Annotated in this window: 13 protein-coding genes; 5 read left to right on the top strand and 8 right to left on the bottom strand. The window is 43.7% G+C overall.

The genetic code is table 11. The annotated features are described in order from the left end of the window. Positions 1 to 149 precede the first annotated feature (149 nt). From cysE to L4C39_RS10870, 4 genes are all read right to left on the bottom strand, one after another. Positions 150 to 971: a serine O-acetyltransferase gene (gene cysE, locus L4C39_RS10885; protein ID WP_017053376.1), complete on the bottom strand. Its 822-nt coding sequence runs from the start codon at positions 969 to 971 to the stop codon at positions 150 to 152. Between the two features lie 91 nt (positions 972 to 1,062). Then, complete coding sequence (gene gpsA / locus L4C39_RS10880) at positions 1,063 to 2,052, bottom strand: NAD(P)H-dependent glycerol-3-phosphate dehydrogenase (protein WP_429745885.1); 990 nt, start codon at positions 2,050 to 2,052, stop codon at positions 1,063 to 1,065. 305 nt (positions 2,053 to 2,357) lie between these two features. After that, the gene (gene secB / locus L4C39_RS10875; protein WP_017053374.1) at positions 2,358 to 2,828 is read right to left on the bottom strand and encodes a protein-export chaperone SecB; all 471 of its coding nucleotides are present in this window, start codon (positions 2,826 to 2,828) and stop codon (positions 2,358 to 2,360) included. 200 nt (positions 2,829 to 3,028) lie between these two features. After that, positions 3,029 to 3,463, bottom strand: coding sequence for a rhodanese-like domain-containing protein (locus tag L4C39_RS10870; RefSeq protein ID WP_136995684.1), 435 nt, complete (start codon positions 3,461 to 3,463; stop codon positions 3,029 to 3,031). A 368-nt stretch (positions 3,464 to 3,831) separates the two neighbouring features. On the opposite strand from L4C39_RS10870, the gene gpmM reads away from it, so the two are divergent. From gpmM to L4C39_RS10855, 3 genes are all read left to right on the top strand, one after another. Beyond that, a complete protein-coding gene (gene gpmM / locus L4C39_RS10865) occupies positions 3,832 to 5,364 on the top strand; it encodes a 2,3-bisphosphoglycerate-independent phosphoglycerate mutase (protein ID WP_371712104.1) in 1,533 nt (510 codons plus the stop codon). A 232-nt stretch (positions 5,365 to 5,596) separates the two neighbouring features. Further along, positions 5,597 to 6,232, top strand: coding sequence for a TetR/AcrR family transcriptional regulator (locus L4C39_RS10860; protein ID WP_113795430.1), 636 nt, complete (start codon positions 5,597 to 5,599; stop codon positions 6,230 to 6,232). A gap of 155 nt (positions 6,233 to 6,387) precedes the next feature. Then, positions 6,388 to 7,347: a DHHA1 domain-containing protein gene (locus L4C39_RS10855; RefSeq protein WP_429745851.1), complete on the top strand. Its 960-nt coding sequence runs from the start codon at positions 6,388 to 6,390 to the stop codon at positions 7,345 to 7,347. A gap of 71 nt (positions 7,348 to 7,418) precedes the next feature. Here the strand turns inward: L4C39_RS10855 and L4C39_RS10850 are convergent, their stop codons facing one another. The 4 genes from L4C39_RS10850 to L4C39_RS10835 form a co-directional block, all read right to left on the bottom strand. Next, positions 7,419 to 8,552 (bottom strand): murein hydrolase activator EnvC family protein, encoded by a 1,134-nt coding sequence (locus L4C39_RS10850; RefSeq protein WP_429745883.1) that lies wholly within the window; start codon positions 8,550 to 8,552, stop codon positions 7,419 to 7,421. 240 nt (positions 8,553 to 8,792) lie between these two features. Then, on the bottom strand, positions 8,793 to 9,755 hold the full coding sequence (gene pfkA, locus L4C39_RS10845; RefSeq protein WP_017053368.1) for a 6-phosphofructokinase: 963 nt from the start codon (positions 9,753 to 9,755) through the stop codon (positions 8,793 to 8,795). Positions 9,756 to 10,034: 279 nt separating this feature from the next. Continuing rightward, on the bottom strand, positions 10,035 to 10,943 hold the full coding sequence (gene fieF, locus L4C39_RS10840) for a CDF family cation-efflux transporter FieF (RefSeq protein WP_261888610.1): 909 nt from the start codon (positions 10,941 to 10,943) through the stop codon (positions 10,035 to 10,037). Positions 10,944 to 11,213: 270 nt separating this feature from the next. Beyond that, a complete protein-coding gene (locus L4C39_RS10835; protein WP_429745848.1) occupies positions 11,214 to 11,705 on the bottom strand; it encodes a CpxP family protein in 492 nt (163 codons plus the stop codon). Positions 11,706 to 11,879: 174 nt separating this feature from the next. Here L4C39_RS10835 and L4C39_RS10830 point away from each other — a divergent pair, with 174 nt between their 5' ends. Beyond that, positions 11,880 to 12,566: a response regulator gene (locus tag L4C39_RS10830; protein WP_113795425.1), complete on the top strand. Its 687-nt coding sequence runs from the start codon at positions 11,880 to 11,882 to the stop codon at positions 12,564 to 12,566. Beyond that, positions 12,566 to 13,939: an envelope stress sensor histidine kinase CpxA gene (gene cpxA / locus L4C39_RS10825; RefSeq protein ID WP_136995678.1), complete on the top strand. Its 1,374-nt coding sequence runs from the start codon at positions 12,566 to 12,568 to the stop codon at positions 13,937 to 13,939. Before L4C39_RS10830 ends, cpxA begins: the two co-directional genes overlap by 1 nt. Positions 13,940 to 13,943 lie beyond the last annotated feature (4 nt).

The raw sequence follows: 13,943 nt of genomic DNA, 5'->3' as shown, positions 1-13,943 counted from the left end.
GGTCAATATAGGATGTCGATATAGAGTTTCTCTAGCGGGTTTTGATATAGATTCATAGGCAGCCGTATTGATGTTAGTGGCGACTCTTTAATAAAAGATAAACAACGCTACCACTAACATCAAACAAGAAGAGGCTCGAAACAGAACGTCTAGATACCATCCCCACCCGTAAAGCTTTGTGATTTACCGTTAAACTGCTGGTCCATATCGAGCGAAGGCTTACTGCTCTTAGGTTTACCCACAATCTTAGCCGGAACACCCGCAACCGTTGTATGTGCAGGAACCGCTTGAAGTACAACCGAGCATGAGCCAATTTTCGCCCCTTCTCCCACTTCGATGTTACCTAGAATTTTAGCCCCAGCACCAATCATGACGCCTTCGCGAATTTTAGGATGACGATCACCGCACTCTTTACCCGTACCACCTAGCGTCACGTCTTGCAGGATAGACACATCATTTTCAACCACTGCAGTTTCGCCTATCACAATACCTGTAGCATGATCGAGCATGATCCCGCGGCCAATACGCGCAGCAGGGTGAATATCAACTTGGCATGCGACTGATATTTGGTTTTGTAAGTAGGTCGCAAGAGCAATTCGCCCCTGTTTCCACAACCAATTCGCAACGCGATAGCCTTGTAGCGCGTGATAACCCTTCAAGTACAACAGTGGCATTGAATACATTGCAACAGCAGGATCTCGCGTAACAGTCGCACAAATATCACAAGCTGCGGATTCCATGATCTTCGGGTCTTGCTCAAAAGCTTGTTCAACCACTTCACGAACCGCCATTGCAGGCATAGATGCGGTTTTTAGCTTATTCGCCAAAATATAGCTCAATGCAGAGGCAAGGCTATCGTGATTAATAATCGTTGCATGGTAGAAGCTTGCTAGCATCGGCTCTTGTTCCGACTGTTCACGCGCTTCGCGTACGATTGATTTCCATACTTTCTGTTTTTCGCAATGTTTCATGAATCGGTTCCAGTCGTCCGTGTTTTAAGCTCTAGCTCACTCATTTCACCATAGGGAGCTTTTCGCTCCCTTTAGCTATTCTTTTCTGTTTTTATGCTTCTGATTTCTTATCTCGCGCTAACAGATCTTGAGCAGCAAGATGTGCATCTTTACCTTGATACAATACTTGATAAATTTGGTCAACAATTGGCATCTCAACACCCATGCGATTTGCCAACATCCACACCTCTTTGGTATTGCGATAGCCTTCCACCACCTGACCAATTTCTTGTTGTGCGGTATCGACATCTTTACCCGAACCTAGCGCTAGCCCAAAGCGGCGGTTACGCGATTGGTTATCGGTACAAGTGAGCACCAAGTCGCCTAATCCAGCCATACCCATAAAGGTTTCAGGTTGCGCTCCTAATGCAGCGCCTAAACGACACATTTCAGCCAGACCACGCGTGATCAGCGCTGTACGAGCATTAGCACCAAAACCAATACCATCGGACATACCAGCACCAATAGCGATTACGTTTTTCACGGCTCCACCTAACTGCATTCCCGTAAAGTCGCTGTTCGCGTATACACGGAAGGTTTTGCTACAGTGGATTTTCTCTTGGAGGTCAGCGACAAATTGTTCATCTGGAGAGGCCACTGAAATCGCCGTTGGCATTCCCATTGCCAACTCTTTCGCAAACGTTGGACCAGACAGTACCGCTAATGAGTAGCCATCACCGACCGCATCATGCGCCACTTCTTTAAGCAAGCGACCCGTTTCAGGTTCAAGCCCTTTGGTTGCCCAACAGATACGAGTATCGCTGCGCAAGTGAGGCTTCAAGCTGTTAAGTACAATGCCAAAAACATGGCTCGGCACGACAATCAAAAGATCTTGGCTGGCTTGTACCGCTTTTTCTAAATCCGATTCAACAATCAGTGTTTCAGGGAAATCGATTCCTGGTAAGAATTCATGGTTGGCACGATCTGCTTCAAGTTGCGCCATGTGGCTCTCTTCATGTCCCCAAATGACGACATTTGCCCCATTACGCGCCAAAGAGATCGCCAGAGATGTTCCATAAGAACCAGCACCAATCACGGTCATCGCAATCTCTTTACCATAAACGTCATGACCAGATGCTTTTGCGTTTTGCTGATCTAGCGAATTTTGAGCATTCTGCTTTTGAGAATTCGGTTTTTGAGAATTAGAGTCTTGAGAGTCTGTCATTGTTTCACCTGATTATTGGTCGCTACGTTCAGCGTTATTTATTGGCTAGTATAAATAAAAAATGCACATCGCTCTAATGATCTCAATAAATCATTGTGGCTCTGTGCATTTAAAAAGCTTTCAAGAGAAGATTATTGCAACATTACATCGCGGCTCTAACCTTCTCTAATGTCTGGTCTCAATTATGCTTCAGGTTGAGCTTCAGCTTGTTGAGCTTGGTTTTGTAGGTAGTTCATGAACAATGCATCGAAGTTAACTGGAGCAAGGTTCAATTGTGGGAACGTACCTTTAACCACTAGGCTAGAGATTGTTTCACGAGCATATGGGAATAGGATGTTCGGGCAGAAAGCGCCTAGGCAATGTGCAAGTTGTCCAGCTTCCATTTCACCAGCAGTGAAGATACCACCTTGTTGAACTTCACATAAGAATGCTGTTTCTTCTTCATTCTTAACCGTTACCGTTAAACGTAGAATTACTTCGTAAACGCCTTCACCTAGCTCACGGCTTTGAGTGTCAAGATCTAGCTTAACATCTGGGTTCCACTCTTTTTGGAACATGTTTGGTGAGTTAGGCGCTTCAAATGAAACGTCTTTTAGGAAGATACGTTGGATTGCAAATTGTTGTTGTGCTTCTTGAGGTGCTGCTTCAGCCATTTTCTTAATCCTTAAAATACTTACTCAAAATAGAGAATCTGTTGGTGTGTCTGCCTTTAAGCGAATAAAAAGAGACTACCCGAGCTCCATTACAATGACTAGATTAAGCCTCCATTACGTGGAAAGCATCACAACTCTTAGGGATAAGTGCCGAGATTTTGCCCAGTCATTGCATAAATAAAACCAATTAATAGAGCGAACTATTTTTTACCACGTATTAGTGGCATGTTTGCTTCGCTCCAACCTGCTAAACCATTTTGCAGCAAGTTAACATTTTCAAAACCTGCTTTTGCCATAAGGTTTGCACTTTCGACAGCCGTTTGGCCTGTCTTGCATACAACAATGATTGGGTCAGCTTTATGGTTTTCAAGGCTACCAAAGTTACCCGCTTTGATATCAGACGGTAAAATGTGAACTGCGTCCGTAATATGCCCTTTCTTGAACTCATCTTTAGTACGGATATCCACAACCACACCATTTTCACGGTTCATCAGTTGTGTGGTTTCCGCTGAGTTGATCTCTTTGTATGCTGCTGTCGTTGATTTCACAATATTCATGATCACTGCAACAACCAAACCAATCCACGCAATTGCTAGGATCATATTCTCTTGAAAAAATGCTACGTATTCTTGCATATCTGCACTCTACAATATCGGGCTAAAAAGTTAGACAGGGAGTATAGCGAGGTTATAAGCGCGAAGCGAGAGAGGAAAATATTTCTAAGCAATAATTGAGATCTGTTGTAAATGATTATTCGTATCGGCAGAACTCATCGAAAAGAACAGCCACTCTTTTAGCCCCTCTTGATATCTATCTTGCATCCATCCAGTTGAATTGTGGTACTAATCTCTGAGTTCAAAAGAAAAAATGACAATATATGAAAGCGAGCAACGATAAACTGCGAACATTATTTGATCTTAGCCTACAGTTTCCACTATAAACTGTAGTAAAATTACGCTAATTTATTTCTTAAAATTACTTTGAATTGAACGAGGTCAGTCCTATGTCAGCTAAGAAGCCAATGGCTCTAGTGATCCTTGACGGTTACGGTTACCGTGAAGACAACCAAGACAACGCAATCGCAAATGCAAAAACACCTGTACTTGACGGTCTAATGGCAAGCCAGCCTAACACTCTCATCTCAGCTTCTGGCTTAGATGTAGGTCTACCTGATGGTCAAATGGGTAACTCTGAAGTTGGTCACACTAACATCGGTGCTGGTCGCGTTGTTTATCAAGATCTTACTCGTATCACTAAATCTATCTCAGATGGCGAGTTCCAACAAAACGAAACGCTAGTTAACGCTATCGACAAAGCCGTTAAAGCAGACAAAGCGGTTCACATCATGGGTCTTATGTCTCCTGGTGGCGTTCACTCTCATGAAGATCACATCTATGCAGCAGTAGAAGCAGCAGCAGAGCGTGGCGCAGAGAAAATTTACCTACACTGCTTCCTAGACGGACGTGATACTCCACCGCGCAGCGCAGAAAACTCACTGCAACGCTTCCAAGATCTATTCGCTAAATTAGGTAAAGGCCGTGTGGCTTCTCTAATTGGCCGTTACTACGCAATGGATCGTGATAACAACTGGGATCGCGTACAAAAATCTTACGAGCTACTTACTGAAGCAAAAGCAGAATTCACTTTTGATTCAGCGGTTGCAGGCCTTGAAGCCGCATACGCTCGTGAAGAGAACGATGAGTTCGTACAAGCAACTGAAATCAAAGCAGAAGGCGAAGCATCAGCAGCAATCGTTGAAGGCGATGCGGTTATCTTCATGAACTACCGTGCTGACCGTGCGCGTGAAATTACTCGTGCATTCGTTCCTGATTTCGATGGTTTCGCTCGTAACGTATTCCCAGCAATCGACTTTGTTATGCTGACTCAATACGCTGCAAACATCCCTCTACTTTGCGCATTCCCACCAGCATCACTAGAAAACACTTACGGTGAGTGGTTGTCTAAAGAAGGCAAAACTCAGCTACGTATTTCTGAAACTGAAAAATACGCACACGTAACTTTCTTCTTCAACGGCGGTAAAGAAGACGAATTTGAAGGCGAAGAGCGTCAACTTGTAGCTTCTCCAAAAGTCGCGACTTACGACCTACAACCTGAGATGAGTGCTCCTGAGCTAACAGAAAAATTGGTTGCAGCAATTAAGGGCGGCAAATACGACGCTATCGTTTGTAACTTCCCTAACTGTGACATGGTTGGCCACACTGGCGTATACGATGCAGCAGTTCAAGCGATGGAAGCTTTGGATGAGTGCATCGGTAAAGTAGTTGCTGCAATCAAAGAAGTAGATGGTCAAATGCTGATCACGGCTGACCACGGTAACGCGGAAATGATGGTTAACCCGGAGACAGGTGGCGTTCACACTGCGCACACTAACTTGCCAGTACCGCTTATCTACGTAGGTAACAAAGATCTAGAATTTAAAGAAGGCGGTAAGCTTTCTGACCTAGCTCCAACGATGCTTGCACTATCTGGTTTAGAAATCCCGGCTGAAATGTCTGGTGAAGTTCTAACTAAATAATCGTTCAAACTAAAATAATTAAAGAGACTTACTCTTTTAAGGCTTTTTAATCGCAAAACAGAGCGTCCGTATTTCTACGGGCGCTTTTTTTGCGCCATTTTTCCGCCAGTGCGTCGTTCGGTGTTTACATCCTCAGCAAGTACGATGAGTGATAAAACACAGGCTGAGATTCGCTCTTAGTGAGTTCTGTGGGTATACTTGCGATATACATGGATAGGGGCATTTAACGAAAATGAAGACACGCGATAAAATTGTGTTCGCAGCACTAGATCTTTTTAATGAAAATGGTGAACGTAATATCACGACCAACCACATTGCGGCGCACATCGAGATCAGCCCTGGGAACCTTTACTACCACTTTAATAACAAACAAGAGATAGTGCGTGAAATTTTTGCTCTCTACTCCGCTGAGTTATTGGAGCGTTTTACCCCAATCGAAGGCCAAAAAGAGACGCTAGTATTGCTGCGTAGCTACCTCGATTCAATTTTCACCTTAATGTGGAAATACCGCTTCTTCTACGCAAACCTGCCTGAAATTCTCTCTCGTGATGAAAAACTGCATGAAGAGTACATCGAAGTGCAGGACAAGTTACAAGCGAACCTTGTCAGTATCACAAGAGCATTTGTTGAAATCGAACTGCTTTCCGTCAGTGAAGAAGAGATAAAACCATTAGTGACAACGCTGCATTTAATTGCCTCAAGTTGGCTTGGTTATCAATCTGCGATGTCGCCAAAAATTCAAATTACAGAATCCGTTGTACATCAAGGCATGCTACAAATGATTACCGTAATGAAGCCTAAAGCCACCGCGAAAGGGTTTGAGCAATTACAGCTATTAGAAGATGGCGTAAAAGTCATGAATGCTTAATTGACCCTTTAAATAATGAGTGGTTGTGAGTAACAATCACTTTTCTCACCGCTTCTGACCTGACGCCTTCTACCTTATAACACATCCGTATTTTCCACTTACGGCCTATCTTGCATAAGATAGAGGCTGATAAACTCAATCAGAAATGGACCTTCATGAACTACGATATCTTCAATGGTGATGCCGACGGTATTATTGCTCTGCTACAGTTACGCCTCGCTACCCCTCAAACCGCAACCTTGATCACAGGTGTAAAGCGCGACATTAATTTACTCGCTCAGTTACCCACGACCAGTGGCGAAGATAGCGTGACGGTCTTAGATATTTCGATGGTAAAAAACAGCAAAGCACTGCATCAATTAATCGATTCAGGCGCTGATGTTTTTTATGCTGATCACCACCAATCTGGGGAGATTCCTCAAGCAGACAACCTAGATGCACACATCGATCTGGCTCCGAACACATGCACAGGTTTGATTGTCGATAAGCTGTTAAATGGAAAATACCATGCATGGGCCATTACGGCGGCGTATGGGGATAACTTACTTTCTATTGCCGACGCATTAGCCGATACCGCTGGGTTTGATGCATTACAAAAATCACAATTGAAAGAGCTTGGCACTTTAATTAACTACAACGGTTATGGTGAGCAGTTAGAAGATCTACACTTTCATCCTGCCGATTTATATCAAGCTCTGCTCCAGTATTCATCACCATTTGCAGTCATAGACGATCACCACTCCCCTTTCTATGTTTTACAACAAGCGTATCAAGACGATATAAAAACGATTTGTAGTTTAGCCCCCTTCTACCAGTCTTCTATTTTATCTGTATTTTCACTGCCAAACACGGCAACCTCTAGACGCATCAGTGGCGTATTTGGAAACCAACTCGCCAATGAAAGCCCGAACTCCGCTCATGCGGTACTAACAGAAAACAGTGATGGCAGTTTTAAAGTCTCATTACGAGCACCGTTAAATAATAAGCGGAAGGCTGGCGAGATTTGTAGTCAATTCCCAACGGGGGGAGGAAGAGAAGCGGCGGCAGGCATAAACGCTTTACCCACGAAAGATGTCACACGTTTTATTGAAGCGGTCACCGCTTGTTATCAATAGATACCGCGCAATAAATAGTGAAATGAACCGCTAATATCGAAGATCAATTAGCGGTTACGATGTAAAGGGTTCTATTTCACCAACCAACGTTTAGGGTTTTGTGCTTGGCTATTACGACGAATTTCAAAGTAAAGCGAAGATCGAGATTGTCCACCAGTATCTCCTGCAAGGGCGATCGTTTCTCCAGCTGCGACTTTATCTCCCTCTTTTTTTAGTAACGCTTTATTGTAACCATAGAGCGTCATATCACCTTTGCCATGATCCAGCAGCACCACCAGTCCGTACCCACGTAAATACTCAGCAAAAACGACAGTACCAGAATAGACCGACTTAACCGCCTGACCCGATTTGGCACTGATCACAATCCCTTTCCAGTTAATTTGCCCTGTCTGCTTCGTCCCAAAATTGTGTAGAACTCTACCTTTCAATGGCCAAGGTAAGCGCCCTTTTTTCTTTGCCAGCCCGTCCATCGGGATTGAGTTTCGTTTGGCTGCTGCGGCGATTTCAGCTTTCAAGCGCGTCTCATTACGCTGCAACTCCGCTAAGTAGTTCTTATCTCCCGAAATACTTCTTTTGATACTTCCAACGGTACTTTTACGCTTGGACTGCGTTTTCGTGAGTTGATCGCGTTTTTTCGTTTGCTGCTTAAGCAGTGCCGCTATCTGATCTTTTTCTAAACTGAGCTGATGTTGACTTTTAATCAGTTGCTCACTGGTGTGATTTAGCGCGGTGATGGTTTCAGAACGAGCACGAGCAAGATGTTGGAAGTATTGGCTGATCCTATCCTCTTCCACTCCATTATTCAGAATGCTCGTCGATGCTTTTGCTCTTTCAGTGACATAATAAGCTTGAATTAACTGCTCCAATTTAGCGGTTTGTTGTTTCTTCTGAGTTTCTAGAGTTTGAATCTTCTTCTTCAAATTCTTGATGTTCGCATCAGACGTTGCCAGGTGCTTGCGAGTCTGCTTAATCTCTTTCTCTAAATTAACAATACTCAGCTCTTGGTTCTTTAGCGATTTTTGCAGTTTATCTAATTGATTTTGCTGAGAGGTGAGTGTTTTTTTCTGACGAGATATTTCACTTTTCACACCGCTTAATTGATTCGAGTCGGCGGCAAACGCAAGCGAACTCAACGTCGTTGCAAGTACGAGAAGCAGTGGCAATAGTGCTGCATAAATACGGTTCATCAAAGATAGAGAAGGCATGCAGCCATTTGATTGAGAAAGCATCATCCGTTTGGTATATCCAAATACAACAAAAGAGTAGCCAACGAGTATACGTTAAGTTCTGAAAGACGAGAAATCACAAGGTAATGCTTTGAGATATTTAGCAAAACAAATAGAAAAAGAGAGAACAAAAGACCAAGCAGCAGGAACTCCAATCAACAGATACAAAAAAACCGCTGGCTGTGCAGCGGCTTATATTGCATTAAATTGAACTAAACCTTAGAACAACTCTTCAGCAACTTTGAACAGGTCATTACGCACTGGGCGCTTCATGTTCTCAATAGCGTCGATGATATCGTGGTGAACCAACTCTTCTTTTTGGATACCAACACAACGACCGCCTTCACCTTCCATAAGAAGATGTACCGCAAAGTTACCCATGCGAGAAGCAAGAACACGGTCAAATGCCGTTGGACGACCACCACGTTGAATGTGACCAAGAACCGTTGCACGAGTTTCACGACCTGTTGCCGCTTCAATCTCTTTTGCTAGTTCGTTTGCGTCCATCATCAATTCAGTAAGGGCAATAATAGCGTGCTTCTTACCTTTTTCGATTCCCGCAAGAATGCTTTTGATCAACGCTTCTTTGTCTAAACCATTTTCTGGTGTGATGATGTATTCACAACCACCAGCAATCGCTGAAGTCAGAGTCAAATCACCACAGTGGCGACCCATGATTTCAACAATAGAGATACGTTGGTGAGATGAAGATGTATCACGTAGACGGTCAATCGCATCGATAACAGTGTTCAACGCCGTTAGGTAGCCGATAGTGTAATCCGTACCAGCGATATCATTATCGATAGTGCCAGGAAGACCGATACAAGGATAACCCATTTCAGTTAGTTTCTTCGCTCCCATGTAAGAGCCGTCACCACCAATAACCACAAGTGCTTCGATACCGTGTTTTTTAAGGTTTTCGATGCCTTTTTCACGTACTTCTACATTTTTGAATTCAGGGAAGCGAGCAGAACCTAAGAAAGTACCACCACGGTTAATCACATCAGAAACACTTGAACGGTCAAGTTTCTCAATGCGGTCTTCAACAAGACCTAAATAGCCATCATAAATACCGTAAACTTCAATGCCAACGGATAGTGCAGTACGAACTACGCCACGAACTGCAGCATTCATACCTGGTGCGTCGCCGCCACTTGTTAAAACACCGATCTTCTTAATCATGCTCACCCTCGATTATTGGGAATCTATTATTAATTTTAGTGTGAGCCGCATGTAATTTGCCACTCACTAAATCTGTTATTTTGTGCGCTATGTTACATTTACCAAACAGGAATACCACTCAAATCGCACTAAATTATGTAATTTATCTACTTATGTAAGAGTATTACAGTTTTACTCATTTACTTTGTTGATTCATATCAGAATCACTTTGTTTTCTTTATATTGCAGAAAAGATAGTCAATGGCTACAAATTTGTCTTCTTTTCTTATATAAAAATCATCACCAATCTTGAGTCTTCTGCTCTTTTTCACTGCCAAACACCACGGAATATGGGTCTTGATGAATTAATACATCAGCTTCTGGGAAAAGGTGTATTAGCTTTGCTTCAACGAGATCAGAAATGCGATGCGCTTCAATAAGCACGATCTCATCTCCAAGCTCTAAATGCAGTTGAATAAAGCGAACAGGGCCAGACATACGTGTGCGAACTTGGTGTACACCTAAAACCCCATCAATTGAAATAGAAGCCTGCTTTATCTGTTCGATCTCCTCTTCTGGTAATTGGCGATCCAGTAGAGATTGCACCGCTTCATTGGCCATTTGAAATGCACTATAGAGAATATAAAGCCCAATACCGACAGCAAATACTGAGTCCGCCTGACCAATACCAAACCAGCTTAATCCTAGCGCAATCATAATCGCCGCATTCATATAGAGGTCAGTTTGATAATGCAAAGAATCCGCAGCAATGGCTTGGCTACCGGTTTTCTGCACCACGTGTTTTTGAAAACGAACCAGTCCAAACGTCATGATAATGGCAAAGAAACTGACATAAATACCGTACTCTGGAGAATTCAGTTCGTGCGGTCTAAAGAAACGCTCTACGCCGTTGAGGATCAAGAAACAAGCCGAACCCGAAATAAACATCGCTTGAGCCAGCGCCGCTAATGATTCGGCTTTACCATGACCAAAAGTATGCTCTTTATCTGCTGGCTGAAGGGAGTATCGAACCACAATTAAGTTGACGACCGAGGCTGCAATATCAAGCAGCGAATCGATCACTGAAGCCAATAAGCTTACCGATCCTGTCATCCACCACGCCACCATTTTTACAATCAATAATAGCGAAGCAATTGTCGTTGCAGCCCAAGCGGCCATAGTAACCAAACGTGCGTATTCTTGTTTCATAATGCCAATAATGAGTGTGAAGTGAACAAAGTATAACCTGCAAATCGATGCTTGAATATATATCCAAAAAAGCGAACGCTGAAAAAACTAAGTTGTGTAGCTGTAAAGTTGTATAGCAGTAGCGTTGTATGGCAATAACAGCATCACTGACAGAAAATCAGAGCGTTAGAGTGGCCCCATTAGCGAGCTCCAAACAGCAGACACAAAAAAAGCGACGCTAAGCCGCTTTTTTATCATGAATGTATGACGCTATTAATACGAAATACCGTATTAATTATTTTTCATGCGCTTTTCCATTTTAGCTGAACACTCTTGCATTCTCTCTTGCTGAAGCTCCTGCACTTTTGCTTTTTGCTCAGCCGTTAATACGCTGAACATCTCATGCTTTTTCTTCATCATTTGTACACGACGCTCAGATTGTTGCTCAACCATCTCTTTCGCAAGATCGTTAGCCGCCGCTTCATCAAAGTTATCCGCCAGCACAAGAGCTTGAACCTTCGCATGATGCGTTTGCATTTCAGCACGTTTCTCTGCGTACTTACCTTTCATTTCTTTACGCCCAGCTTCACGCATCTCTTTTAGTTGATCGCGCTGCTCATCCGTTAAATCCAATTGGCGCATCATGCCTTTATCGAATCCACCACATTTACCGTCAGGACCTTTATGGTGACCTTTACCACCACCGAATGCGAATGCACTTGCGGTACCAAGAGTAAGTGGAAGAACTACAGCGGCTAAAATTATTTTCTTTGCATTTTTCATAATAGATACCTTCATCAATGATTCGTTGGCGTGCTGTCTTCACAGCGGTTGAGTATAGAATAGAACCTTCGATGTAAAGTGGCGTATAGAGAGCGTAAAGAATCGTAAAGACTGTTAATCGGCTAAGGTTTAACAGTAATATAAATAGGTAATCACCTGGATAAAGGCAAAGCAATGGCACATATTCTTCTCATCGACGACGATACTGAACTCACCAGTCTACTAAAAGACATTTTGAGCTTTGAAGGTTTTACGGTCTCAGAAGCAAACGATGGTGAAGCAGGGCTTGACGCTATCACAGATGACATCGATTTAATTCTTCTTGATGTGATGATGCCAAAGCTTAATGGAATGGAGACTCTTAAGCGCCTGCGCACTCAGTGGGAAACTCCTGTACTCATGCTAACCGCTAAAGGGGAAGAGATCGACCGCGTGATAGGCTTAGAGCTTGGGGCGGATGATTACCTACCAAAACCATTTAGTGACCGCGAATTACTGGCGCGTATTAAAGCTATTTTACGCCGCACACAAACAGCACCAAATACCAAAAACAGTGATGGTATTGAATATCAAGATATCCACGTTTACCCAGGAAAACAGGAAGCTTACTGTAAAGGTGAATTGATCGATTTAACCACCACCGAATTCTCATTATTGGCTCACTTCATTCAAAACCCGGGAACGACGTTAACCAAAGAGGCCTTAAGCTTAGATGTGCTAGGCAAACGTCTGGCCGCTTTTGATCGCGCTATTGATATGCATGTCTCTAATTTGCGCAAGAAACTCCCAGAGCGAGCGGATGGAAAACCTCGAATCAAAACATTGCGTGGACGCGGCTACTTGTTGGTGGAGGAAGGGTAATGCGCGTACCTAAAATCACCAGCTTATACGGGCGTATCTTTGCCATTTTCTGGCTCACGATGTTACTCGTTCTTCTGGCCGTGTTAACCCTGCCCCATTTAGATCCTCGTGTGGCTCGCGATGTTCCCCCTGATCATTTAAGTCGCTTATTCTCCATCCAAAAGAATACCGAGGCTCGCTTTCAAAATAACGATAATCTCACCTCTATTATATACAGCTTAGAGAAGAGCGATCATCGCAGCGGTAAAGCACGCTTTTTCATTACCGATTTAGAAGGCAACATTCTCACGATCAGAAAGCATAAGGATTTTAAATTCAAGGCAGTGCAGAACTTTATCTCCAGTATTGATGACAATAGCCAACCGAAACAGAAACTGTATGGCCGATATATGCTGGCAGGCCCAATTCCTATTACTTTAGCGAATCAAGAACTGCAGATGTTTGTCGGGGTCAAGTGGGATCGGCCTCCGCCGTTTCTATTGCGACTGTTTGATAAGCCCTTCCAATTGCTGTTTGCCGTCATGATCGTCAGTACCCCACTCTTATTATGGTTAGCATGGGCATTAAGCCAGCCTGCTCGTAAATTAGAAAAAGCCGCCCAGCGAGTCGCCAAAGGTGAATTTGTGGCTGATCCTGAATTAGAAAAAGGGACGTCAGAATTTAGGCAAGCGGGCGCAAGCTTCAACCAGATGGTACTGGCGGTGAATCAAATGATGTCTGGGCAGCAACGACTGCTGTCTGATATCTCCCACGAATTGCGTTCCCCACTTACGCGTTTGAGAATGGCTAACGCATTGGCGACACGTAAACAGGGGGAAAGCTCAGAACTAGAACGAATCGATACGGAAGCGCAGCGACTTGAGCAGATGATCGGTGAGCTATTAGCACTATCTCGAATGCAAGTCGACAGCCACCTTGCTAGGGAGATCCAGCCACTTTCAAGCTTATGGGAAGCGATCCTTGTCGATGCTCAATTTGAAGCTGAACAGATGGATAAAACGTTAACTTACAGCGCCATTCCTGAAAGACACATCTCAGGTAGCCCTAAGCTATTGATGAGTGCAGTAGAGAACATTATCCGTAATGCCATTTGCTATGGGAAAACCACGGTTAATGTGGCGATGAGTGTCGATAAAGAGTGTTTGACCATATGTGTTGAAGATGATGGAAACGGTGTGCCCGAAGGTGAACTCAAAGAGATTTTCCGACCGTTCTACCGCGTGTCAACCGCCAGAGATCGTCATTCAGGAGGAACCGGATTAGGTTTAGCGATTACTGAGAACGCGATCAGGCAACATAGTGGAACGATTCAAGCGAGCAAAAGCGCTCTCGGTGGTTTAAAAGTCCAAATTGAACTTCCACTGCAAGAATAAATCG

The organism is Vibrio clamense (assembly GCF_050337905.1).
Lineage (GTDB): Bacteria > Pseudomonadota > Gammaproteobacteria > Enterobacterales > Vibrionaceae > Vibrio > Vibrio cortegadensis.
Note: the sequence above shows the minus strand (reverse complement) of the source record. Positions and strands in the feature narration are given on the sequence as shown.